Source organism: Nodosilinea sp. E11 (assembly GCF_032813545.1).
GTDB lineage: Bacteria > Cyanobacteriota > Cyanobacteriia > Phormidesmidales > Phormidesmidaceae > Nodosilinea.
Genome location: NZ_CP136520.1, coordinates 1,717,980 through 1,742,324 on the forward strand (window position 1 = coordinate 1,717,980; position 24,345 = coordinate 1,742,324).

A 24,345-nucleotide genomic window follows, 5' to 3' on the forward strand; every position below is an offset into this window, starting at 1 on the left:
CTCCAGGTCGCTATTCATGGCTGATCGGCCCGACGGCGCCATGCTGATTGCCGGGGTAGATGAAGTAGGGCGTGGCTGCCTGTTTGGCCCTGTGGTGGCAGCGGCAGTGGTTCTGTCAGCCCAGGCTTGTACTCAGCTTGAGGCTCTTGGAGTAACCGACAGCAAACTCCTGAGCGAGGCCCGCCGTGAGCGCATGGTAGAGCCGATTCAAACCCTGGCCACCGATTACGCCCTAGGGCTAGGGACGATCTACGACATCGAGCGACTCAACATTCTCCACGCTAGCCTGTTGGCTATGCGCCGAGCGTTGAATCGTCTGACGATCGCACCCGAGCTCTGCCTAATTGACGGCAATCAGCGGATTCCAGACCTGGCCTGGCCCCAGCGCACAGTGGTGCAGGGCGATCGCCTACACATTGAGATCGCTGCCGCCAGCATTTTGGCTAAGGTGTGGCGCGATCGCCTAATCGTTCGCCTCGATCGCCGTTATCCCGGCTACCATCTGGCTCGCAACAAAGGCTATGGCAGCGCCGCCCATCGTCTAGCCTTGCAAACCCTAGGGCCAACTCCCCAGCACCGGCGCAGCTTCAAAGGATGCAGCTAGCGCAGGGCAGGAACAGCCGCTGGAGTCAACTCGGTAAAGGTGTGGGCTCGATCAAACCCCTCAATGGCGATGCGCACGTAGGCTGACAGCCAGCGAAAGCGGTTAGCCGTTTCTAGTGAAATTGGCACCTTGCTAAACAAAATCACCGCAAACAGCTCTCCTTCTGGGGGAAGGCCACCAAAACCCAGCACCGACTGCACCCCATAGGCCGCCACAAACTCGCGCTGGGCAGGAATATAGGGGCTGCCCACGGCCTGGGGGACATAGAACACGTTGAATGACTTGTGAGGGGTATCAGTCAACAGAGTAGGTACCGTTTCAATCACCTTGCTCACCTCCAGACCAAACTGCTGGATGAGCTGCAAAATCATGGGTGCTCGGTGTACAAAGTCTTGGTCGAGCAGCGGAATGCCCTGGTGACCCGCAGAGCCTTGTCGGTAGTTCCAGTGAGGCTCAGCACCAGCAGTGGCTAACAGCGTCAGGCACTTAGTCGCCGAAGGCACGTACTGTCCTTGAAGAATGCCCCGCGCCGATTCCTGCACCTCAGCAGGCAAAAACCCAAAGGGGTGAGTTTTAAAGAAGCGCACCAGAGCGCAGGCCGGCTCGCCGGTACGAGGGTCTACAAAATTGTCGTAGATGTAGCGTACCACCCGGTTAGCAGTGTCTTCCATACTCTGCGATCGTTCGTCCATATTGCGCAGAGTAACTGCACATTGGCACATATCAGCCTTGGAAAAATGCTCTAGATCGTACATTGTTTTCATCCTCAATGGCTAACCAAATTATTGCCAATAATGGGGAGTGTTTAGAGTGGTCAATGTTCATTCTAAACACTTCAATGGAATTACTCAGAACGCTTACAAAGACTTGGCAATCGCTTCACACCGTAAAAGTTTATAGTTGTTTTTCTAAAATTTCCGGGCTTCTAAAGCAGCAAATTAACAAGATTTTCATAATCGCTCAAAGCTATTCCCAAAGGGCAACAATACTATAGACAACAGCTTGATGAGCTACTGAGCAAAGGGTAGGCCCATCATAGTTATCGCCAGCAGCACGGCATGAAATAGGTAAACCAAAGCAATTTCTCAGCCAAACAAAAATATCCAAGCTATATTCAACCCAATGTTTAGCGTGCCGTTAGAATTGCCGGCATCCACCCATTTATGCCCAAAAGAAGCCATAGTAGAAGATGCCGCTGTCGGTTTAAACTTTCTTTAAAAATATACCTGACCAGTCAACCCAATTATCGTTATAGCCATAGCTACCTGGGTTAGGACATACAGAAACCTCAAGAACGTTTGAACGTTCAAACGTTCTTGAGGAAATGTCTCAACCAGACTGGCTACAGCTATACATGGCGGCTTGAGCGCCAAACCCAAGGGTGCCTAGAATAGCGGCTCCTGATCTAAGATAGGCTTGAGCGCCCTGCTTGGAATTCTTGATAGGTGCCTTTCAGATCTAGGCCAGGCAACCTTGCGAAACAAACCCCACCCCAAGCCTTTCTCCAGCTTAACGGGCCGTATCTGCTATTCCCCAAGAGAACCCTGTCATGAAACGTCTTGTAGTCTGCTGTGACGGTACCTGGCAAGTAGCTGGACAGAAAACTCCCACCAATGTAGTTAAGCTAGCCCAGATCATCAATACCAAAGACAGCGATCTGCAACAGCCCCAAATGGTGGAATATAGTGCGGGTCTTGGTTCAGGCGGCAAGTGGTTTAACCGTCTATTCGGTGGGGTCTTTGGCTGGGGCATTGATGAAAATATTCGGGCGGCCTACCGCTTTCTCTGCCTCAACTACGACGAAGGCGACGAAATTTATCTGTTTGGCTTCAGTCGCGGAGCCTATACCGTGCGCAGTCTAGCTGGACTCATGCGCATTGCAGGAGGACTTTTGCCCAGCAACGAAGTGCTCAAGGTGCCCGCAGTCTACGACATCTACCGCAGCCGGGGCCGCTACAGCCACGATCGCCACCTGAGCCCAGACGACTTTAACCGCCACGAGTTAGCCCGCAAACAGCGCGCCATGCATGCCCTCAGCACCCAGGTACGCCCTGCCCGAGTCACCGTCCTCGGCTGTTGGGATACCGTAGGGGCCTTGGGAATCCCGCGCACCATACCACTGCTGAGCTATATCGTTAACAGAAAGTATGAATTCCACGATTATCAGCTCAGCCACCTGATCGATCATGCCCTCCATGCTGTTGCCATTGACGAAACCCGCAAAGTTTTTGACTACACCCCTATGCAGCAGAGTGACCACAACCTTCAGGCTGGGCAGACCTTGCATCAGGTTTGGTTTCCGGGAGATCATGGGGCGATCGGCGGCGGCAATGCTGAGACACTGCCCCTGGCCGATGGTGCACTCCTATGGATGATTGACACCCTTCAAAACACCCTTAACTTAGGGCTAAAGTTTGATCTCAGCGCAGTCCAACCCGACCCCGAGGCTCCGCGTTCAGCGACTTACAGCATCCACCCACAGCCCACAGCCCCGGTAGTTATGCAGCCTATTGCCTGGCTGTTTCGCCTGACGGGTCTGCGATCGCGCACCATACCCTCCGACGCAGCTTTGCATAACAGTGTGTTTCAGCGTTGGCGCACCTTGGGTAGCGCCTACCGCCCTAGCAACCTACCACCAGCCCTCGTTGCCCAGCTCAACAGCTACACCGCAGATTAACCCGCGTTTTGTCAAAAACGACCTCAAAAGAGCTTCCCACAGACCTATATTGTTTGCTATGCTATAGCACTGAACGCGGATGTGGCGGAATTGGTAGACGCGCTAGATTTAGGTTCTAGTGTCTTCGGACGTGAAGGTTCAAGTCCTTTCATCCGCATAAGCTACAAACTCAATGGGGCCAGATCTCAATCAAGATCTGGCCCCATTGAGTTTGTAAAGCAATTTGTAGATCTATAGCTATAGTCATCTGAGTTAGGACATCCAGAAACCCTAGAAACGTTCGAACGTTCCAACGCTTTGAGGGGAACTGTCTTAACCAGATTGGCTACAGCGCTAAGAGCGCCTCCTGCCAAAGCAAGTATTCATGGCGTTAAGGCCCTGAGAAAATTGCTTCTTCTAGATCTTGGCGGCTGAGCGAATATTTAAACACCCGCTGTACGTCTTTGCTGTCAGCCCCTGCGTCGATGTAGCGGACCACCAAACAATCGGTTTCTAGCACAATTTCTGCCTCCCAGCGAGGACGTACAGTGCGCCAGCAGTGAGGTGCATCGGCATCCTGGGTACAGCCCTGCTGGTGAAGCCAGGTTTCAATATCGGGCAAGGGATGGTTGTAGAGAGGAGTGGTTGCAGAAGGAAGGGCCATAGGAGTCTCTGAGGTTAAAACAATTCATTGAGTGCCGCCATAGTGACACTATCTGACTAGAAAAGGGACTACAGCCAGGTCGGCTGAGACGGCACCGCAGGCGCTGGCCGGGTTGGGGGAGACGGCAAAGCTGGGGCGGTTAAAGCATTGGCCCCAGCTTTAGGCTCCGACTCAGATGGTGAGACGTCAGCCGGGGCAGGAACAGGGTCACGGGGCTGCTGGGTTAATGGATCAGCATTCATCTCTAGCTCAACCCTATAGTCACCTCGGGTAAGGCTCACGGTGACCACCAGTGCCAGACAGGCTACAAAGGTCAACCCCAGAATAAAGAGGGCAAAAATTTCGCCAGCAGACAACGGGCGATCGGTCGGATCGAGGTACATATTTTTGGGCCACTCGCGCCCTGCCGCCGCCGAGCGGTTGAGGGGTTCTAGGGGCTGCATAACCGAAATGCGAGAATAGCCAACTTGCTGATCGTAGACCCAGCGGCGATCGGGACTGCTGAGAATGGCATAGGCTTCGTTGAGCTGCTGAAATCGCTCGGTGGCTTCAGGGGCTGGCAACTCAGTTGTGTCGGGGTGGTAGAGCTTGCTAAGGTCGCGGAAAGCACGTCGAATTTGCTGAGGGCTAGCGGTAGGCTTAACCCCCAGCTGGTCATAGTGGGTTTTAGGTCTTGGATTGGCGTCAGGCATAACATCCCACTCGGCAGGGCAAACAGCAACGGGTATAGGCTGGGCTATCCCGGAGCCAGTTCCCAATCTTCAGAGGAGCGGGTCAGACGAATTTGGGCCAGGGTAAACACTACCGGAATCACCCGCCCATAGTTGGTGGCCACCGCCCGCCAGCCCAGATCGGCTAGAAACCAGCCCCACAGCGCTGGCCCCAGTACCGAAAACACCGCCTTGGTAGCCCCATAACGAGCGGCACTAGTCGCCACGCTGCGAGAAGCCAGGCCCAAGGCAAACCGATGATGCATTTGAGCGACCATGGTGCCCCCGCCTTTGACCACAGCCTGGCGGGCCACCTCGTAGCGGGCCACCTGCCAAGCCATTTGCCTAGCAATCTGCTGAAGCAGCCAGGGCTGGAGCACAGCACTGACGGCCACGACTCCGCTACCTTTAGCCAGCAGTGCTAGGGGATTAGCCTGTAGCGTTGGGGGTAAGGCTTCAAACTGGGCCGAGCCGGTCAAGGTCTGGGTGAGCGATTGCTGAAGGCGATCGCGTTCTAGTCTGGGCAGCTTCTTCAAGTTACTGCGGAGCAGGTGCAAAAACACCTCGGCCTCTAAGTCGCCCGTCGACCAGGCTTCGGTGTAAGCAATCTTGAGATAGCGGCACACTTGGATCAGGGCCTGCCGGTAGGTGACTCGGTGGCTCTGACCGTTGATGACCGTTAACCCATCTGCCGCCAGAAACCGAAAGCGCTGCTCTAGGCGATCGAGCCACTGCTGTCGGGTACCACACTGTACAGTTAACGGATCCGCATTTTGCCAATAATCAAGCGGGTTAAACCGAGGCCGAAACAGCATTTCTGTCAGGGCCTGAAGTTCTTCGTCTGTTGCTAGCTCCAGGGCAGACCGCAGCTCATCCACTGGGCATCACCGGTTAAAAACTGTCTTACATTTTTACACAATTCCCCAAGATAGGATGTTGGGCAACGGCACACTGCGAAATTGGGAGAGAAATAGATGGATGACGTGGTGGTAATTGGGGCAGGACTCAGTGGACTCACGGCGGCGCGCCAACTCCACCAGGCGGGCTACCGAGTACTTGTGGTCGACAAATCTCGCGGGCTAGGAGGACGCATGGCCACGCGCCGCCTAGGGGCTACGGTCATAGATCACGGCTGTCGGTATTTACAACCGTTTGCTGACGCGTCCCACAGCCTGGTTTCAACGCTGTTAGCCGCTGGGGTGCTCCAGGGTTGGCAACCAGAGAGTTTTGCTTTGGCCGCTAACGGAACGCTAAGCGCGATCGCCACCGAGCCGCTCTACATTGCCCCCCATGGCATGAGTGCCGTTGCCAAAGCTCTGGCACCAGGGCTGACTATCCATCGTCACTGGCGGGCCACAACTGTGACCCCGATCTCCCAGGGCTGGCGGATTGAGGGAGAAATAGGGGAGGCCAATTCTCAGAGCCAGCCTCAGACCCTTGAGGCCAAAGCCGTCGTGGTGGCGATCCCCGCCCCCCAAGCCGCTGCTTTGATAGATCAAGCCGCAGCGGATAATCCGGCCCTTCAAACGTTAAATCAACGCCTTCAAGCCGTCCAGTTTGAAGCAGTGCTAACCGTGATGGCTGGCTACGGTAAGACCTCATCTAGCCGCTTGCCCGCGCAACAGACAGACAGCGGCTGGATGATCACAGGCGACCATCACCCTCAGCTGCGCTGGATAGCCCTAGATAGCAGCAAACACACCGATTCTACCGAACCGGTGGTTGTGGTGCACAGCAGTGCCGCCTTTGCTGCCCAACATCTCGATCACACCGACTTAGCCAGCGTTGGCCAAGCCCTCCTGACCACTGCGGCTCAGCACCTTGCCCCCTGGCTGGCTTCACCGGAGTGGACACAAGTACACCGCTGGCGCTACGGGTTTGTTCACCAACCGTTGGGTTCTACGGTGCTGAGTTGCCCTACCCTACCGCACCTAGTCGGTTGTGGCGATTGGTGCAATGGGGGCAACGTTGAGGGTGCGATCGCCTCGGGGCATCAAGCTGCTAACCTCATCGCCCAAGCTTTAGCATCATAACTCTGCCTTAGCTGGGACGCTGGGGCTAACTTAGGCGTTGTTGCTGTTCGAGTAATCGCTATTTTCTTTATCTTCGCTACCCTCTTCATCGGTAGCCCCCGTGTTGTTGCGACGGAAGAAGCGCTGATTGCCCGACCGCTTTTTGCGGAACTTGCGGGCGTAGGCTTGGTTGCGTAATGCTTTTTCTTTCTTAGGATTGCGACGTTTAGACATTCAATAACCTCAGACAACAGGGCAGGTGTGATCAGCAAACAAAAATGGCAGCAAACAGGGAAATTCCCAGGCTTTAGGGCCAGCGTCTCTTGCCAACATCTCAGCGGCAAACGCAACACTGGGCCAACTAACACTCTGCCCGCACTGGCGTTCGTTGTTCACGACATGCCATAACCAGAGGTTTACTTTAACACATAGGAGCATCGGTGCTGAGAGGGATGTTGGAGCAAGAATTAGCCCTAGTAAAGAACCGCTAGGGCGTCACTCTAGGGGCCGCTCAGGATCGAGAGCTGGGCGACGTAGGCATGCCCTCCCTATGTCGTCCAGCTCTTTTTGATCCCAATAGAACGCTAGGACTGGCTCGAGCTCAACACTTTCTCGGCGCTGGTGGTATCGGGGTTTGCCTCGGGGGTATCGGCCTCCGAGGGCGGCACCACCTGCCAGAATTTGGGCAGATACTCACTCCAGTTGGCCAAAATTGCCTCAGCCTTAGGGCTGCCGGTGTGGGCCAGGTGAGCCTCAATCAGCGCCTTGAGCTGAGCTTCTCCAGCCGGAGTGATCACGCGCTGAACTTTGACAATCTCGGGGTTAACTCGCACCGGGAAGCGCCCATCTTCGTCCAAGAAGTACCCAAGACCGCCGGTCATCCCAGCGCCGACGTTGCGGCCAACCGCACCCAGCACTACCACGATGCCACCGGTCATATACTCACAGCAGTGATCGCCAGCTCCCTCAATCACCGCTTGGCCCTTAGAGTTGCGCACGGCGAACCGCTCCCCAGCAGTGCCCAGGGCGTAGAGGGTACCGCCGGTAGCACCGTATAGACAGGTGTTGCCCACAATCACGTTGGTAGACGGATTGTAGGTAATGCCAGCGGGGGGCTTGACCACAATTTCGCCGCCGTGCATGCCCTTGCCGACGTAATCGTTAGACTCGCCGACTAGGGTTAGGGTCATACCGGGCAGATTAAAGGCCCCAAAACTCTGGCCCGCACTGCCGGTAAAGGTGAGGTTGAGCTGCCCTTCAAAACCGGAATTGCCGTATTTCTCGGCGATCGCCCCCGCGACTCGAGCCCCAACGGTGCGATCGGTGTTGATCACACTATAGGTTTTTGTCACGGTACCTTGATTTTGAATTGCCGCTTGAATGTCGGCATCAGCCAGTATCTCGTCGTCGAGCACCGGACCGTTGCTGTGCACGGGGCCGTGCTGGAGCCAGGTGCGATCGCCGCGCCCGTCGGGCAGATTCATCAGGGTGGTTAGATCTAGCGCCTTAGTTTTGGCCAGGGAAACCCCCGCCCTCGGCTTGAGCAGGTCGGCCCGTCCCACAATGTCGATTAGAGAACTGTAGCCCAGGCGAGCCAGCAGCGATCGCACCTCTTCAGCAATGTAATAGAAGAAATTCACCACATGCTCGGGCACCCCGGTAAACCGCTGACGCAGCTCCTCTTTTTGAGTGGCCACCCCTACCGGACAGTTGTTGGTGTGGCAAACCCGAGCCATAATGCAGCCTTCAGCGATCATGGCGATGGAGCCAAAGCCAAATTCCTCAGCCCCCATCAGGGCTCCCATCACCACATCCCAGCCGGTTTTGAGGCCACCGTCGACCCGCAACGTGACGCGATCGCGCAGCTCATTGTCCATCAGCACCTTGTGCACTTCGGTCAAACCTAGCTCCCAGGGCACGCCAGCGTGCTTAATCGAGCTGAGGGGCGAGGCTCCGGTACCACCATCGTGGCCCGACACCTGAATGACGTCAGCATTGGCCTTAGCTACCCCAGCGGCAATGGTGCCAATGCCCACCTCCGACACCAGCTTCACCGACACCCCTGCCTTAGGGTTGATCTGGTGTAGATCAAAGATCAGCTGAGCTAAATCTTCAATGGAGTAGATGTCGTGGTGGGGCGGCGGCGAAATCAGCGCTACCCCAGGCTTAGACCGCCGCAGCATGGCGATGTAGGGGCTAACTTTTTTGCCGGGCAGCTGGCCGCCCTCCCCCGGCTTGGCCCCCTGGGCCAGCTTGATCTCGATTTGTTCGGCATGCATTAGGTACTCGGGGGTGACGCCAAAGCGCCCAGAGGCCACCTGTTTAATGGCCGAACTAGCGGTGTCGCCATTCTTGAGCCCGCGCAGGTGAGGGAAGGTCGGAGAGTTGCCTTCACCGTCCACATCAGAGAGCACCTTGAAGCGTACCGGGTCTTCGCCCCCTTCCCCAGAGTTAGATTTGCCACCAATGCGGTTCATGGCTACTGCCAACACCTCGTGGGCTTCGCGCGACAACGCCCCCAGCGACATCCCGCCAGTGCAAAAGCGGCGCATGATCGCCTCTACCGATTCCACCTGGTCGAGGGGAATGGGCTGGCGATCGCTCTCATAGTCGAGCAGATCGCGCAGGGCTGAGATTGGGCGGTTTTCAAGCTGTGCTTTGTACAGTTCGTAGTGATCGTACTGGCGTTCAGCCACCGCCTTGTGCAGCAGCTTGCTCATGGCAGGGTTGTTCATGTGGTACTCGCCGCTGGGTCGAGACTGCACAAAGCCCATGTTTTGCAGGCGCTTAGTAGTCAGTTCAGGAAACGCCCGCTGGTGAAAACTAATTGTTTCCTGGGCCAGCTCTATTAAGGACAGCCCCCCCAGTCGAGACGTCGTGCCTCGAAAAGCCAGATCGAGCAAATCAGGGCCAATACCAATGGCCTCGAAGATCTGCGCCCCCCGGTAGCTGGTAATCAGCGAAATGCCCATCTTCGAGAGAATCTTCAGCAGCCCCGCATCCACAGCCTTGCGGTAGTTGTCTTGGGCACCGTTGAGGGTGGAGACCGGCAACTTGCCAGTTTCCATCAGCTTTTGCGTGCGATTGTCGGCCCACCAGTGGCGCACCGACTCTAGGGCCAGGTAAGGACACACGGCGCTGGCCCCGTAGCCAATCAGACAGGCAAAGTGATGGGTGCTCCAGCACTGAGCCGTATCGACTACCAGCGAGGTGCGCATGCGCAACCCGTTGCGAATCAGATGGTGGTGCACGGCCCCCACGGCCAGTAGAGGGGGAATGTAGCTGGTTTCGGCGCTGAGAGTGGCTGGGTTGCCTTGGGCATCGACGCGATCGCTCAACACGAGAATGGTTTGCCCGGCTTTGGCGGCTACATCGGCGCGATCGCACAGGGCGTCCACCGCCGCCTGCAACCCAGCAGGGCCATCGGTGATGGAATACAGCGTAGATAGCGTGGCCGTAGCAAAGCCCGATCCGTGGATATGCTCCAACTCCACTTCATTGATGACTGGGCTTTCTAAATGCAGCAGACGGGCATACTCCGGCTGCTCGTCGAGCAGGTTACCCTGGGCACCCAGTTGCGTGGTTAGCGACATCACCAGCCGCTCCCGCAGGGGATCGATAGCGGGGTTGGTGACCTGGGCGAAGCGCTGTTTGAAGTAGTCGTAGAGCAGGTGGGGCTTGTCGGAAAGTACGGCATGAGGCGTGTCATCCCCCATGCAATAGGTGGGCTCCTTGCCCTGGGCCGCCATGTCCTGAATGATCATGTCCACGTCTTCGGCGGTGTAGCCGAAGGCACTCTGCTGGCGCAGCAGAGCCTCAGAACTGTAGACAGCGGTTTCGCTAAAGAGCTGGGGCTGCACCTCAGCCCGGTTGTCTTTCAGCCACTGGCCGTAGGGATGCCGAGTGGCCACCCGCTGCTTGATAGCCCAGTTTTTCAGAATTTCCTGACTGTGCAGATCGACAGCAATCATCTGGCCGGGGCCAAGTCGGCCCTTTTCTACAATGTCTTCAGGAGCCACATCCAGCACGCCAGCCTCTGATGACACCATCAGCAGGTCGTCTTTGGTGACCACATAGCGGGCCGGGCGCAGGCCATTGCGATCGAGGGTGGCCCCCACCTGGGTACCATCGCTAAACACGATCAGGGCCGGGCCATCCCAGGGTTCTTGCAGACCGCTGTAGTACTCGTAAAAATCAGTGATTTCAGGATAGGCATCGAGCTCGGGCTGGTTGTTGTAGGCCTCGGGCACCATCATCATCAGCGCCTCCTGGGGCGATCGCCCCGATCGCACCAGCAGCTCCATCACGTTATCGAGGTTGGCAGAGTCACTGTTCTCGGCATTGACCATGGGCTTGAGCACATCGAAGCGATCGCCCCACACCGGATGGTAAAGATCGGCCTGGCGGGCCACCATCCAGTTGATGTTGCCAACCAGCGTATTAATTTCGCCGTTGTGGCCCAAGAGTCGCATGGGGTGGGCCAGGGGCCACTTGGGCATGGTGTTGGTGCTAAAGCGTCGGTGATACACCGCAAAGGGGCTGACATAGTCAGGGTCCCGCAGATCTTCGTAAAAGGTGGCCAGCACCGCCGATCGCACCATGCCTTTGTACACAATGGTGCGACTAGAGCAGGAACAGACGTAAAAATCCTTCAGCCCTGCCACCACCTCGGCGGCTAGACCATCGGCATTGGCCACCCTTTGAGCAATGAGATGCAGCACCTGGCGACGCACCAGATAAAATCGACGCTCCAAATCATCGCCAGTTTCTGCAGCAGAGGCCATCACCAGCTGCTCAATGCGAGGCTGATACTGCTTGGCCAGGGCACCCAGCACCTCAGGGCGCACAGGTACAGTACGCCAACCCACAGCGGTCAGCCCCTCATCCTTCACCACCTGGTTGAAGGTGTCACGCACTAAAGTCGCAGCCTCGACGTGGGTCGGCAGAAAAATCATGGCCACACCAGTCTGGTCTGGCTGAATCGCTCCATAGCCCTGCTGCTCTGCCCAGCGGCTCAGCACCACCCACGGAATCGCCGTCATTACTCCGGCCCCATCCCCCGAATCTTGGTCGGCGCAACAGCCCCCCCGGTGCTCCATACAGTCCAGAGCCGCAAGAGCCTTAGACACTAGATCGTGGCTGGGACGATTCTGGCGATCGGCTAAAAAGCCCACGCCACAGGCATCGCGTTCTTCGACCAACGACTTTGGCCCCCAGTTTGGCCATTCAGAACGGGTGTGTTGCCGAGTTTGATAGGGTTGATTCACAGGTGTATGTCCCATGGAGGAGCAAAACTAAGGAAAAAGTGGGCAATGAAAAAACTAATGATCTAGCCGGGGAAACTAGCCTAGCAGCACGCATTACGTCACAAAAGCGGCAAAAAACCTATTTTCTCCGGTTGCGGCCCAGAAACCGAGCCAGAAGAAACTGTCTGGCCTAGCATCGATTTAAGCAACCCGGCGCAGGCTTAGGGGCAGTGCCTCCGCCTCGGCCAATTCACCGCGCCCTGATCTAAAACATCCAAGGCGAGCATTCTAGTCATAAAGCGTTAGCGCGTGGTGCGCTCTATCAGTAATTTACAGACTTTACCAGTAGTTTACAAACCTTAGGCCTAGCATTGAGTCACAGCTTCTTAGAATTAAGCGACGGTGACGGTAGCGATTGTTTCAAAATCACCTCTAAATCGATATTAGGTCGCCCGGGCAGTTGTTGCTTGGGCCTGTAAAACTTAGTCGTTTATTACGCTTGTGTTCCCATGGTTCGACGGCCTGTCTCAGCGCCTTTTCCAAATCGTTTTTCCTTAGGCTGCCGCTGGCTGATCGGCAGCTGGGTCGGGATGGGCCTGCTGGGGGCGATCGCCCCGTTGCCCGCCCTAGCGATTCCTGGCAACCCACCCTCTGCAGAGATCGGCCTCGCCAACGCCGCCCTTCCTCCGGTGGCTCAAGGCCAGACCCTGATCATCAACGGTAGCCAGGTTAGCATTCCGTGGATGATAGCCCATGGCCAGATTGGCCTGGCCGACTATGGGGTCACCGATCACCTCGGAGCCACCTTACTCAGCAACGGACACCCCAATCAGCAGCCCGTCCAGTGGTTCACCCAGCCTGGCGAGGCGGTAGACCTAGCGGCCTGGGTGCAGGGCGGCTATCGTTTTCTCGATATCACCCCTCTGGCCGAGCGCTACGGCTGGCAGGTACAAACCCAAGGCACAGCCCTACAAATTACGACTCCCCCCGCCCAGGTCGTCGGCCTGCGGCGAACAGCCATCCCCGGCGGCGAGCGTTTAATCGTGGATCTATCAGGCCCGGCTCCGGTGGCTTTAGCCGATAGCGTTGATGCCCTGACCCTCACCCTGGGAGCCGCTGCCAATACGGCAGTGCTCAGAGATGCGATCGCAGCCCCCGCCGGAGCCCACCTGGGATCACTCACCGCCACGCCGGTAGCCACAGGCATCCGACTCCAGGCCAGGGCCAGCCATCAACCTCGCCTAGCCACCCAGGCCAACCCTCCCAAAATTTTGATCGACATTCGCGCCGATCGGCTTCAACCCCATAGCATTGCCTGGGCACCTGGGGTCCGCTGGCAGCAGCGGTATGTCGCCGTCGCCGGGCAGTCGTTTCCGGTTTACTGGCTGCAACTTGACCCAGCCCAAGCCAGCTTGCGGCCCATTTGGCCCGACCCCACAACCGCAGTCGGCACCGCTCCTCTGACCACCACGGCCCAGCGCTGGCAGGCGATCGCCGCCATCAACGCTGGCTTTTTCAACCGCAATAACCAGTTCCCCCTCGGGGCAGTACGCGCCAACCAAAATTGGATTTCAGGCCCCATCCTCAGCCGAGGTGTCATCGGCTGGAATGACCAGGGCCAAGTGCGCATGGAGCGCCTCTTTCTCCGCCAGGCACTCACGACCGGAAACGGCCAAACCTTTCCAATCCAGGCGATCAACAGTGGCTACGTACAGGCGGGCATCGGCCTCTACACCTCCGCCTGGGGGCGCACCTATCAGCCCATTCTCGATGGCGAAACCGTGGTAACGGTGATTAATGGCGTCGTCACCGCCCAGCAGGCTACCGGCGCGATCGGCTCGAGCAGCATAGCCATTCCGCCAGAGGGGTATGTGCTGGCGCTGAGGGCCTATGCTACAGCGGCCCAGGCATTACCCCCCGGGCAACCGGTCACCCTAGAGTCTGAATTACTGCCCGCCAGCCTAGCGCCCTTCCCCAATATTGTCGGCGGCGGACCGCTGCTAATTCGCGATCGCACCCTCGTCCTTGACGCCAGGTTAGAGCAGTTTAGCGCTGCCTTCGGCACTCAGGCAGCCCCCCGTAGCGCCATTGGCTTAACTGCCAGCGGCGAAATATTGCTCGTGGCCGTCCACAACAGCCCCCTAGGCCCCGGCCCTACCCTCGATCAGCTCGCTCAAATCATGATCCAACTGGGCAGCACCGATGCCCTCAACTTAGATGGCGGTAGTTCCGCCAGCCTTTACCTGGGCGGGCGGTTAATCAACCGCTCGCCTCGCACAGCCGCTAGGGTCAACAACGCCATTGGCGTGTTTCTACCTTAGCCCTGCCCTGCTCCCGCATCCGCATTCCTGGGAGTGTTAGAACAACATAAAGTTGGGTGTAAAGACTTCGTGTAATTGCCCCATTTTGTCGTTCAGGGCCCCAGCTTACCGGTTTGCCCTTGCTAGACTATGGGCTGAAAAACCTGCCCAAATCAGCGGGCAGTTGAAACCTTTGGGCACAGGCAAAGTCTCTTAAGCAGTGGGCCTTTTGAGGGGCGAGCAGCCCATTCAAATCGTTAGCCCTGGCTCAATCTTAATATTCAGGTTCTAGGAGAATTATTGTTATGCCAAAACTACAAGAGTCGATTCAGCCCGTAACCTTGGCTCTAGCTACCAGCAACGGCAACGAAATCGCTGAAACCGGTCTGCGCCCCTGGGGATCCTACACCGTACTTGAAGAGGGTCGAGGCTACAAAATCAAGCGCATTGAGGTCAAGCCAGGCCATCGTCTCAGCCTGCAAATGCACCACCACCGCAGTGAGCACTGGATTGTGGTCTCTGGCACCGCCAAAGTCGTCTGTGGCGACAACGAAATTCTGTTGTCCACCAACCAATCTACTTACGTCCCCCCCTGCACCCAACATCGATTAGAAAACGTAGGCGTTATTCCTCTAGTTCTGATCGAGGTACAAAATGGCGAATATCTGGGCGAGGACGACATCGTTCGATTCCAAGACGACTACTCCCGAGCCGAACCTGTCTAAGCCGTCACGTTGAAAAAACCTAGCCAACCTTGATCTCCCTGGTTCAATAGGCAACGGCGGTAGTGCTAAGCTCAGCAGTACCGCCGTTTTTCATGAGTTGCTGCATATCCCCCATGGTTCAGATTCGTCCTGCCGCCGCCCAAGAACTCAAGCGATTGCTGGGTCGACACCCTGCTCCCCCGACACCCGGGCAGTCCCCACAGATCTATCTCAGCCTTGAGCCTGGGGGTTGTGCCGATTGGACCTACCGACTGAGAGCAGAAACCAGCCTCCAACAGCCTCTGACCGCCCTCACCTATGACGACATCAGCCTTGCGGTGCCCACAGAGCAGCTCGAACTAATCAAAGACCTAGTGATCGATTACGCCGAAGATCTCATGGGTGGCGGGTTTCGCTTTATCAACCCCTTGGCTCAGCGCACCTGTGGCTGCGGCAACGCCTTCGCCCTCAGCAGCGACACCCCAGTTACCCAAGACTGCACCGCCGCTCATTTGCCAACCTCCTAACAAAACCATCAGATAGGCAAGCCTCGGAGACAAGAGTTGCTGACGGTGTTTGACCAAAGCTTCTTTACAGTGCTAGCATTAGATCTTGTGAAAACTTGAGTTTTATCCGCCGTAGCAGCAGAAGCACTTATGCCCACGATTCAGCAACTCATCCGGAGTGAGCGCCAAAAAGCCGAGAAGAAAACCAAGTCCCCTGCCCTAAAAAGCTGCCCGCAGCGTCGGGGGGTCTGTACCCGTGTCTACACTACCACTCCTAAAAAGCCTAACTCGGCTCTGCGGAAGGTGGCACGGGTTCGCCTGACCTCTGGGTTTGAGGTGACCGCTTACATCCCTGGCATTGGCCACAACCTTCAAGAACACTCCGTGGTGATGATTCGTGGCGGACGGGTAAAAGATTTACCTGGGGTTCGCTATCACATCATTCGTGGCACCCTTGACACCGCTGGCGTCAAAGACCGTCGCCAAGGGCGCTCTAAATATGGCGCTAAGCGTCCTAAAGCATCCTAGTCCAAGGCATTTTAGGGTTTACGAGCCGCAGTTAAGCTAGGTCTCTTGATCAAGTAATCAAGTTCGCTGTGGTTGAGTGGGGGAGGCCAACAGGCTGCTTTGTACCTCCCTAAGCTGGCCAAAAGCTAGCTAGCTTGACTCGTGCCAATTGCCTGCTTTAGCTAATTTGTTTTGTATTCATTGGCCAGCTAGCCTCTAACTTACTGGAAGTTAAATCATGTCCCGCCGTACCGTTATTCAAAAGCGTCCGATCCCGCCCGACTCTGTTTACAACAGCCGTCTCATCACGATGATGAGCCGCCGCTTAATGACCAGCGGCAAAAAGTCCTTGGCTGACAAAATCATCTACAACTCCTTCGGCATTATCAAAGAGCGCAGCGGTGGCGATCCTCTCGATGTGTTTGAGCGGGCCGTGCGTAACGCTTCTCCGTTAGTCGAAGTTAAGGCCCGTCGAGTAGGTGGTGCCACTTACCAGGTGCCCATGGAAGTGCGCTCAGAACGCAGTGTAGCCCTAGCCCTACGCTGGCTCACTCAATTTGCTCGGCAGCGCCCTGGCAAATCTATGGCGATTAAGCTCGCCAACGAATTGATGGATGCCGCCAACGAAACCGGTGGCGCTGTCCGCAAGCGGGAAGAAACCCACCGCATGGCAGAAGCAAACAAGGCCTTCGCCCACTATCGCTATTAGTAAAGCGATTTCTGTGGCTGCAGAGTGTCTGCTTCGTTGGCGATAGCGGTTTCGGCTTCCTAGAATAAGTGTGTTTGGGTTTGTCAAACCGGCCAGCCGTAGAGTAACGAGGAGGTAGCTGTGGCACGAACAACGCCCCTAGAGCGAGTTAGAAATATTGGCATTGCGGCGCACATTGATGCGGGCAAGACCACAACTACAGAGCGCATCCTGTTCTACTCAGGCATGGTGCACAAAATTGGCGAGGTGCACGAGGGTACTGCGGTTACCGACTGGATGGAGCAGGAGCGGGAGCGGGGTATCACCATTACCGCTGCGGCTATCAGCACCAGCTGGCGTGATCACCAAATCAACATCATTGATACTCCGGGGCACGTTGACTTCACCATTGAGGTGGAGCGATCAATGCGGGTGCTGGATGGGGTGATTGCGGTGTTTTGTTCAGTCGGGGGCGTTCAGCCCCAGTCCGAAACAGTGTGGCGGCAGGCCGATCGCTACCGTGTGCCCCGCATTGCCTTTATCAATAAGATGGATCGCACTGGATCTAACTTTTTCAAAGTTTGTGATCAACTCCGCGATCGCCTCAATGCCAATGCTGTCCCAATCCAATTGCCCATCGGTGCCGAGGGCAATTTTAGCGGTGTGATCGATCTGGTGGCCATGCGCGCCCGGATCTACCACGACGATCTGGGCCAAAGCATGGACGACACCGAGATCCCAGACGATATGCTGGCGATCGCCAAAGACTATCGCGCTCAGCTCGAAGAAGCCGTAGCTGAAGTCGATGAGAGCTTGGTCGAAAAGTATCTCGAAGGTAGCCCCTTAACTACAGAGGAGATCATGGCTGCCCTGCGCCAAGGCACGGTCAAGGGCACGTTGATTCCTGTACTGTGCGGCTCGGCCTTTAAGAACCGTGGCGTGCAGCTATTGCTCGATGCCGTAGTTGACTACTTGCCTGCCCCCATTGACGTACCTGCTATTCAGGGCCTACTGCCCAGTGGAGAGCAAGCAGAGCGCCCGGCCGATGATGACGCGCCTCTCTCAGCGCTGGCCTTTAAGATCATGGCTGACCCCTACGGACGTCTGACCTTTGTACGAGTCTATTCGGGGGTGCTCAAAAAAGGTAGCTACATCTACAACGCCACTAAGGATAAGAAAGAGCGTATTTCTCGGCTCATTGTGCTTAAGGCGGATGACCGCATTGAGGTTGATGAGCTGAGGGCAGGCGACCTGGGAGCCGCCATTGGCCTCAAGGACACCTTTACCGGCGACACCATCTGCGACCCATCTCAGCCCATCGTACTAGAGTCGCTCTATGTGCCCGAACCGGTGATATCCGTAGCGGTAGAGCCTAAAACGAAACAAGACATGGATAAGCTGGCTAAAGCTTTACAATCCCTGTCCGAAGAAGACCCTACCTTCCGGGTGAGCACCAACCCAGAGACCAACCAGACCGTGATCGCGGGCATGGGTGAGCTGCACCTCGACATTCTGGTTGACCGCATGTTGCGGGAGTTTAAGGTAGGGGCCAACATCGGTGCTCCCCAGGTGGCCTATCGAGAAACAATTCGTAAGGCGGCTAACGCTGAGGGCAAATTTATTCGCCAAAGCGGTGGCAAAGGCCAGTACGGGCACGTGGTGGTTGAGGTAGAACCCACTGATGAAGGCAGTGGATTTGAGTTTGTGTCTAAGATTGTTGGGGGGACTATTCCCAAAGAATATATCTCCCCGGCAGAACAGGGCATGAAAGAGGCCTGCGAATCTGGTATCCTAGCTGGGTACCCCGTGATTGATTTGAAGGTTACTCTGGTCGATGGGTCTTATCACGATGTAGACTCATCAGAGATGGCTTTTAAAATTGCTGGGTCAATGGCGATGAAGGAAGCCGTCATGCAGGCGTCTCCCGTCCTTCTAGAGCCGATCATGAAGGTCGAGGTTGAAGTTCCAGAAGATTTTCTGGGCGACGTCATGGGAGACTTGAACTCCCGCCGGGGCCAGATCGAGGGTATGGGAACAGAGGTTGGCGTTGCAAAAGTTACAGCCCATGTTCCCCTAGCTGAGATGTTTGGTTATGCTACCGACATCCGCTCTAAAACGCAGGGTCGGGGCATTTTTTCGATGGAGTTTAGCCACTACGGCGAGGTTCCTCGAAACGTGGCTGAGGCCATTATCTCTAAAAACACTGGGAACGCTTAGAAAGGAAAGGACACGTAACGTAAATGGCACGCGAAAAGTTTGAACGCAATAAACCCCACGTCAACATCGGCACCATCGGTCACGTTGACCATGGCAAGACCACTCTGACGGCAGCCATCACCATGACGCTAGCGGCGGCTGGTGGTGCTAAGGCTCGTAAGTATGACGAGATCGATGCGGCCCCTGAAGAGAAGGCTCGTGGTATTACCATTAACACGGCCCACGTGGAGTACGAGACTGCAACTCGCCACTATGCCCACGTTGACTGCCCTGGACACGCTGACTATGTGAAAAACATGATCACCGGTGCGGCCCAGATGGACGGCGCGATTCTGGTTTGCTCGGCTGCCGACGGCCCCATGCCCCAAACCCGGGAGCATATTCTGCTGGCGAAGCAGGTCGGCGTACCCAGCATTGTGGTGTTTTTGAACAAGCAAGACCAAGTCGATGACGAGGAACTGCTAGAGCTGGTTGAACTTGAAGTTCGTGAGCTCCTCAGCTCCTACGACTTCCCGGGCGACGATATTCCCATTACCTCTGGGTCTGCCCTACTGGCAGTAGAAGCGTTGACTGCTACCCCCGCTATCAGCCGTGGTGAAAACGAGTGGGTCGACAAAATCCTAGCGCTGATGGACAGCGTTGATGACTACATCCCCACCCCTGAGCGCGACATCGACAAGCCTTTCCTGATGGCTGTTGAGGACGTGTTCTCAATTACCGGTCGGGGTACCGTAGCCACTGGGCGAATTGAGCGCGGCAAGGTCAAGGTTGGCGAAACCGTTGAGTTGGTAGGCATTCGCGACACCCGTAGCACCACTGTTACTGGGGTTGAGATGTTCAAGAAGAGTCTTGAAGAGGGCATGGCTGGTGACAACGCCGGTCTGCTACTCAGGGGTCTTCAAAAAGAGGACATCGAGCGCGGCATGGTGTTGGCTAAGCCCGGCAGCATCACTCCTCACACCCAGTTTGAGTCTGAGGTTTATATTCTCAAGAAGGAAGAGGGCGGTCGTCACACTCCCTTCTTCCCCGGATACAAGCCTCAGTTCTATGTGCGTACCACTGACGTAACCGGCAGCATCATGGCCTTTACCGGTGATGACGGTAGCGATGCTGAAATGGTTATGCCTGGCGATCGCATCAAGATGACCGTAGAGCTCATCAACCCCATCGCTATTGAGCAGGGCATGCGATTTGCTATCCGTGAGGGTGGCCGTACTGTTGGAGCGGGCGTCGTTTCCAAAATTCTGAAGTAGCCCTAGGCTCACTTCTCAAGGACAGGAGCAACCCGATTAAAGGCTTGCTCCTGTCTTTTGTCTAGACATCATTTGCTTTCATTTCGCACCTTGACAACCTAATTAGTTGAGACCTATGGCTACCATCCAGCAACAAAAGATTCGCATCCGCCTCAAAGCCTTTGATCGCAGACTACTTGATACCTCCTGCGAGAAGATTGTTGATACGGCTAATCGCACCAACGCTACAGCCATTGGCCCTATTCCCCTGCCAACTAAGCGCCGCATTTATTGCGTGCTGCGTTCTCCTCACGTTGACAAAGACTCCCGAGAGCACTTTGAGAGCCGTACCCACCGCAGAATTATTGATATTTACCAGCCGTCGTCTAAAACGATTGATGCTCTGATGAAGCTAGATTTACCAGCTGGGGTAGATATTGAAGTAAAGCTGTAACATCTATTTTCTCTGACCCGCCAAGGCATTATGCTTGGCGGGTTTTTGGCATCTAGGCTGACCACCGATAGGCTAGAACCCCGACCCAGGCCACAGCATTCTTCAGGTGAGTTGGGTTAGAATAATTCATATGTAAACAAGTGTTACAAGCTGCCCTGCCCCGGCACGGCGTGCTTGAATCCCGTAAGAGGCGATAATGGCATTCTCCGAGTCCCTATCTGTGCGAGAGCTACCGCTTTTCCCGCTACCTGAATTAGTTTTATTTCCGGGGAGGCACCTGCCGCTTCACGTGTTTGAACCCCGCTACCGGATCATGATGAACACTATCCTGCAAAGCGATCGCCGCTTTGGGGTGTTGATGTTAGATCCGACCTCTGGCAAACCTGCCCAGGTAGGGTGCTGCGCCGAGATCCTTCACTACCAACGATTGCCTGACGATCGCCTAAAGATTTTGACCCTTGGTCAGCAGCGGTTTCGGGTACTTAGCTACGTGCGCGAAAAGCCTTATCGAGTAGGTCTAGTGGAGTGGATCGAAGATAAACCCACTAGCCAAGACCTTCATCCCTTGGCCTCAGATGTTGATCGCCTACTGCGAGATGTGGTGCATCTGTCGGCTAAATTGACCAACCAGGATATTGACCTGCCTGACAATATTCCTGATATTCCTATCGAGCTCTCCTACTGGGTAGCCAGTAACCTGCATGGAGTCGCCCTAGAGCAGCAGGCGCTGCTAGAGATGGATGACACCAGCGTGCGTCTGGAACGGGAAGCTGAAATCTTAACCTCTACCCGCAATCACCTAGCCGCCCGCACCGCCCTTAAGGAAGTGCTTGAGTAACCCCAGTTTTGGCTTTTGCTGCCGCTAGGCTCGGATCTATAGTCATCAGATCGTAGGTGCCAAAATTAACCAGGCTTTCGGTGCAGCCCAACAGATCTTCTATAGCCTGTTGACCTGTAGGGCTGTGACCGTTAGTTTCAAGATCGACAAAAAACAGGTACTCTCCCAGCGATCGCTTGGTGGGGCGTGACTCAATGCGACTGAGATTAATGCCGTAATGGCCAAATACCGCCAGGGCTTTAAGCAGAGCACCGGGGCCATTGACCGGCAGACTAAAGGCTAAAGAGGTGTATTGTCCGGCTTTGCTGGACTCTTCAGCAGTATGACCTTTAAGTACCCAAAACTTAGTGCAGTTATCAGAGTGGTCGTTGATATTGTGAGCCAAAATTGGCAGGCTATAGAGCTGAGCGGCCCATTCTGAGGCGATGGCCGCTACCGTTTTATTGTCAGCGAGGTGATCTAGGGCCTCTGTAGTAGAACGCGTGGCCACTAGCTCGGCTTGGGGTAGATGGCACTCTAGCCACTGTTGGCACTGGGATAGCGCCTGGGGGTGAGAGTAAACTACCTTGACCGTCGTTAAATCGCCAGCCTGGGAAAGCAGTCCGTGGTGAATGGGCATCACCATGGCGTGACGAATAGTGAGCCGCTGAAGCTGCCAGAGCATGTCTAGGGTAGTGGTAACGCCACCCTCGGTAGAATTTTCGACGGGCACAATGGTGAGCTGGGTAGCACCAGTAGCTGTGGCCTGCATAGCGGTAGGAATACTGGGCATGGCCTTGAGCTCGACAGATTGCCCCGTGCGGTGCTCTAGATCAAGGCTATAGGCCAGAGCAGCAAGTTGGGAATAGGTGCCCTCAGGCCCTAGGTAGGCAACAGTTATCGTCATAGCAGAATCGCAGGTGCGGGCTTGTTCCATACTACGTCTAGGCTGGCGCGATCGCCTGTTTTAGCGGAAGCTAGGATTAATCGAGCCTTAACCCAAAAACCGGCTAAGCTGGGCCAACAAAGTTAACATTCCCCAGTAATATGTAAAGGGTTTTGCCGGAACCTGAATTCTGGTAGGGAGTGAAGGTGATGGTTAAGCGCGTCAAGGAACGATTTGGCATTAAGCCAGGTTCAATGAAAATTCTGGTGGCCTTTGGGTCAGGAGCATTTCTCTTGGGCGCGGCGGTGCCTCTAGCCGCAGCCTTAGGCACCGGCAGCCTGCGCATTGGCAATGCGGGGTGGGCCGCATCACCCGCGGCTGAGCAGCCTCAAGCTTTGACTGCGAGGCTCTTTACACTGAGCGATGCCCCTGGTTTAGACGCATTTCCCACCGTCATGAGTAGTGAAAGGCTGTGCCGTCGTCCGGTAGAGCTGACGGCAGCCATAGAAAATTCTGCTGCCGCTGGTAGCCAGCTATTTCAAGGAGCAGGGCTAGGGGCGGGGAGCGCCGTTTTGGGGACAGCTGCGATCGCTCAACTGGCAGCAGCCCCTTGGCCTAGCATTCATCCCCAGGCCGCTGAAGCCAGGGTGCCGATCTTGATGTACCACGACGTACTTGAGCCACCAGAGGTCTTTTTTGATCTTACTCCCACAGACTTTGAGAACCATCTGCAAACTATTCTCGACAATGGATTGACGCCGATTAGCCCTGACCAGTTGGTACAGCACCTGCGCACCGGAGCCGCTCTGCCCGAAAAACCAGTTCTGATCACCTTAGACGATGGTTATGTAGGGCATTATGAGCATGTCTTCCCGCTGCTGCAAAAGTACCAAGTACCCGCCACTTTCTTTGTGTTTCCCGGCAAGGTAGACGGCGAAGTTGCCGGTCGCTCTACCCTGACCTGGGAGCAGCTCAAAATTATGGCTGCGGATCCTCTGGTCACGATCGCCTCCCACAGCGTCACCCACCCCGAAGATCTACGCGCCCTCAGTGACGACGAGCTGATCTACGAAGTCGTTGAGTCTAAGCGACGACTAGAGAGCGAGTTGGGTATTCCTATGCGCTACTTTAGTTACCCGACCGGCCACTACGACGAGCGGGTAGCGCAGGTGGTGGCCGATGCTGGATACCTGGCAGCGTTTACCATGCGCCAGCAAAATGAGCAGTTTGCCGGTGCCTCGGAGTCACTCCTGGCGATCGAGCGGTTCGGCCAGTCTAGCCTCGACTCATTGATAGATGTGGCCTGGGGTGGGCCGCCTGCGACTGGAATGGCACCCGTAGCAATAGCCCATTCAGAGTTTAACTTTGCTACCCCGGTAGAACTGCAAAAGCTCAATTTAGATGGACAATCCTTGAGCTTAATCAGCGGTGGTCACCCAGTGACCATTCACGCAAACAGCCGTTATCAACTGCCAGATATGCTGGCGGGCAGCAACATCACCGGGGCCGTAGACGGAGGGTTTTTCTCGCTAAAATACCTCGACTCTAACGTCATGATTGGCCCAGTGCTGAGTCAGAGCACCAAGCAGTTTGTGCCCGGGTATGCCGGAGAAATTCCTAAGCTCAACAGCCGCCCCTTAGTGCTAATGGCTCCTCACCGAGTACTCTTTGTGCCCTTTGATGCTGATCGCCACAACACTTTGGCAGGCTTAGTTCGTGAACTACCTGGGGTCACCGATGCCTTCGTCGCTGCCGCCTGGTTAGTCAAAGATGGCTTACCCCAGCCCGCTAGCAGTTTTGGCACCTTGTTTGATTACGACGCTCGTCGACACCGCGCCTTTTGGGGAGTGAATACGGCCGGGCAACCTGTGGTAGGGGCCACTCACACCATGGTTGACTCGGTTGAACTGGGCGAGTTACTTTACCAAGCGGGGCTACGCGATGCGGTCATGCTTGACTCTGGAGCCAGCACATCGTTAGCCTACCAAGGCGATTCGCTGGTAGGTTATGTCCCTCGTCCGGTACCCCATCTAGTGGGGTTGGTGCCTCCCGAAGCCCATAATGGCAGCCCTTGCCCCTTGATGCTAGACGCCGAGAACCCCACCACCAGAAAGCGCTAAGCAGCCTGAATTATTTCGTAGA

General features: G+C 55.8%; 20 protein-coding genes and 1 tRNA gene. 14 read left to right on the plus strand and 7 right to left on the minus strand.

The features are described from left to right. Nucleotides 1-16 precede the first annotated feature (16 nt). The gene (locus RRF56_RS09955) at nucleotides 17-604 is read left to right on the plus strand and encodes a ribonuclease HII (protein WP_317037488.1); all 588 of its coding nucleotides are present in this window, start codon (nucleotides 17-19) and stop codon (nucleotides 602-604) included. Here the strand turns inward: RRF56_RS09955 and RRF56_RS09960 are convergent. Next, on the minus strand, nucleotides 601-1,359 hold the full coding sequence (locus tag RRF56_RS09960) for a hypothetical protein (RefSeq protein WP_317037489.1): 759 nt from the start codon (nucleotides 1,357-1,359) through the stop codon (nucleotides 601-603). The two genes, RRF56_RS09955 and RRF56_RS09960, sit on opposite strands and share 4 nt — an antisense overlap. A gap of 794 nt (nucleotides 1,360-2,153) precedes the next feature. Here RRF56_RS09960 and RRF56_RS09965 point away from each other — a divergent pair. Both RRF56_RS09965 and RRF56_RS09970 read left to right on the plus strand, forming a co-directional pair. Next, complete coding sequence (locus RRF56_RS09965; RefSeq protein ID WP_317037490.1) at nucleotides 2,154-3,281, plus strand: DUF2235 domain-containing protein; 1,128 nt, start codon at nucleotides 2,154-2,156, stop codon at nucleotides 3,279-3,281. Nucleotides 3,282-3,356: 75 nt separating this feature from the next. Further along, nucleotides 3,357-3,438 (plus strand) — tRNA-Leu (locus RRF56_RS09970). A gap of 213 nt (nucleotides 3,439-3,651) precedes the next feature. Here RRF56_RS09970 and RRF56_RS09975 read toward each other — a convergent pair. From RRF56_RS09975 to RRF56_RS09985, 3 genes are all read right to left on the minus strand, one after another. Continuing rightward, a complete protein-coding gene (locus RRF56_RS09975) occupies nucleotides 3,652-3,924 on the minus strand; it encodes a DUF3143 domain-containing protein (RefSeq protein WP_317037491.1) in 273 nt (90 codons plus the stop codon). 68 nt (nucleotides 3,925-3,992) lie between these two features. After that, the gene (locus RRF56_RS09980) at nucleotides 3,993-4,616 is read right to left on the minus strand and encodes a J domain-containing protein (protein ID WP_317037492.1); all 624 of its coding nucleotides are present in this window, start codon (nucleotides 4,614-4,616) and stop codon (nucleotides 3,993-3,995) included. Nucleotides 4,617-4,660: 44 nt separating this feature from the next. Then, a complete protein-coding gene (locus RRF56_RS09985) occupies nucleotides 4,661-5,512 on the minus strand; it encodes a hypothetical protein (protein WP_317037493.1) in 852 nt (283 codons plus the stop codon). Nucleotides 5,513-5,608: 96 nt separating this feature from the next. Here RRF56_RS09985 and RRF56_RS09990 point away from each other — a divergent pair, with 96 nt between their 5' ends. Further along, nucleotides 5,609-6,667, plus strand: coding sequence for an NAD(P)/FAD-dependent oxidoreductase (locus RRF56_RS09990; RefSeq protein WP_317037494.1), 1,059 nt, complete (start codon nucleotides 5,609-5,611; stop codon nucleotides 6,665-6,667). Between the two features lie 30 nt (nucleotides 6,668-6,697). On the opposite strand, the gene RRF56_RS09995 is transcribed toward RRF56_RS09990, so the two are convergent. Next, on the minus strand, nucleotides 6,698-6,880 hold the full coding sequence (locus tag RRF56_RS09995) for a hypothetical protein (RefSeq protein WP_317037495.1): 183 nt from the start codon (nucleotides 6,878-6,880) through the stop codon (nucleotides 6,698-6,700). A gap of 350 nt (nucleotides 6,881-7,230) precedes the next feature. Continuing rightward, the gene (gltB, locus tag RRF56_RS10000) at nucleotides 7,231-11,928 is read right to left on the minus strand and encodes a glutamate synthase large subunit (RefSeq protein WP_410510558.1); all 4,698 of its coding nucleotides are present in this window, start codon (nucleotides 11,926-11,928) and stop codon (nucleotides 7,231-7,233) included. Nucleotides 11,929-12,401: 473 nt separating this feature from the next. Here gltB and RRF56_RS10005 point away from each other — a divergent pair, with 473 nt between their 5' ends. From RRF56_RS10005 to RRF56_RS10045, 9 genes are all read left to right on the plus strand, one after another. After that, nucleotides 12,402-14,213, plus strand: a complete 1,812-nt coding sequence (locus RRF56_RS10005) for a phosphodiester glycosidase family protein (RefSeq protein WP_317037497.1) — start codon at nucleotides 12,402-12,404, stop codon at nucleotides 14,211-14,213. A gap of 284 nt (nucleotides 14,214-14,497) precedes the next feature. After that, on the plus strand, nucleotides 14,498-14,917 hold the full coding sequence (locus RRF56_RS10010) for a phosphomannose isomerase type II C-terminal cupin domain (protein ID WP_317037498.1): 420 nt from the start codon (nucleotides 14,498-14,500) through the stop codon (nucleotides 14,915-14,917). A gap of 113 nt (nucleotides 14,918-15,030) precedes the next feature. Then, nucleotides 15,031-15,423 carry an iron-sulfur cluster assembly accessory protein gene (locus RRF56_RS10015; RefSeq protein ID WP_317037499.1) on the plus strand — a complete coding sequence of 131 codons (393 nt, stop codon included), beginning with the start codon at nucleotides 15,031-15,033 and terminating at the stop codon, nucleotides 15,421-15,423. Between the two features lie 129 nt (nucleotides 15,424-15,552). Next, on the plus strand, nucleotides 15,553-15,930 hold the full coding sequence (gene rpsL, locus RRF56_RS10020; protein ID WP_317037500.1) for a 30S ribosomal protein S12: 378 nt from the start codon (nucleotides 15,553-15,555) through the stop codon (nucleotides 15,928-15,930). 217 nt (nucleotides 15,931-16,147) lie between these two features. Then, nucleotides 16,148-16,618, plus strand: coding sequence for a 30S ribosomal protein S7 (rpsG, locus tag RRF56_RS10025; protein ID WP_317037501.1), 471 nt, complete (start codon nucleotides 16,148-16,150; stop codon nucleotides 16,616-16,618). Between the two features lie 120 nt (nucleotides 16,619-16,738). Then, nucleotides 16,739-18,814, plus strand: coding sequence for an elongation factor G (gene fusA / locus RRF56_RS10030; protein ID WP_317037502.1), 2,076 nt, complete (start codon nucleotides 16,739-16,741; stop codon nucleotides 18,812-18,814). A 23-nt stretch (nucleotides 18,815-18,837) separates the two neighbouring features. Continuing rightward, on the plus strand, nucleotides 18,838-20,067 hold the full coding sequence (tuf, locus tag RRF56_RS10035) for an elongation factor Tu (protein ID WP_317037503.1): 1,230 nt from the start codon (nucleotides 18,838-18,840) through the stop codon (nucleotides 20,065-20,067). Between the two features lie 115 nt (nucleotides 20,068-20,182). Beyond that, nucleotides 20,183-20,500, plus strand: a complete 318-nt coding sequence (gene rpsJ, locus RRF56_RS10040) for a 30S ribosomal protein S10 (RefSeq protein WP_017300626.1) — start codon at nucleotides 20,183-20,185, stop codon at nucleotides 20,498-20,500. Nucleotides 20,501-20,696: 196 nt separating this feature from the next. Continuing rightward, the gene (locus RRF56_RS10045) at nucleotides 20,697-21,338 is read left to right on the plus strand and encodes an LON peptidase substrate-binding domain-containing protein (RefSeq protein ID WP_317037504.1); all 642 of its coding nucleotides are present in this window, start codon (nucleotides 20,697-20,699) and stop codon (nucleotides 21,336-21,338) included. On the opposite strand, the gene pheA is transcribed toward RRF56_RS10045, so the two are convergent. Beyond that, a complete protein-coding gene (pheA, locus tag RRF56_RS10050) occupies nucleotides 21,319-22,224 on the minus strand; it encodes a prephenate dehydratase (protein WP_317037505.1) in 906 nt (301 codons plus the stop codon). The two genes, RRF56_RS10045 and pheA, sit on opposite strands and share 20 nt — an antisense overlap. A gap of 188 nt (nucleotides 22,225-22,412) precedes the next feature. On the opposite strand from pheA, the gene RRF56_RS10055 reads away from it, so the two are divergent. Beyond that, nucleotides 22,413-24,323: a polysaccharide deacetylase family protein gene (locus RRF56_RS10055; protein WP_317037506.1), complete on the plus strand. Its 1,911-nt coding sequence runs from the start codon at nucleotides 22,413-22,415 to the stop codon at nucleotides 24,321-24,323. Nucleotides 24,324-24,345: the final 22 nt, after the last annotated feature.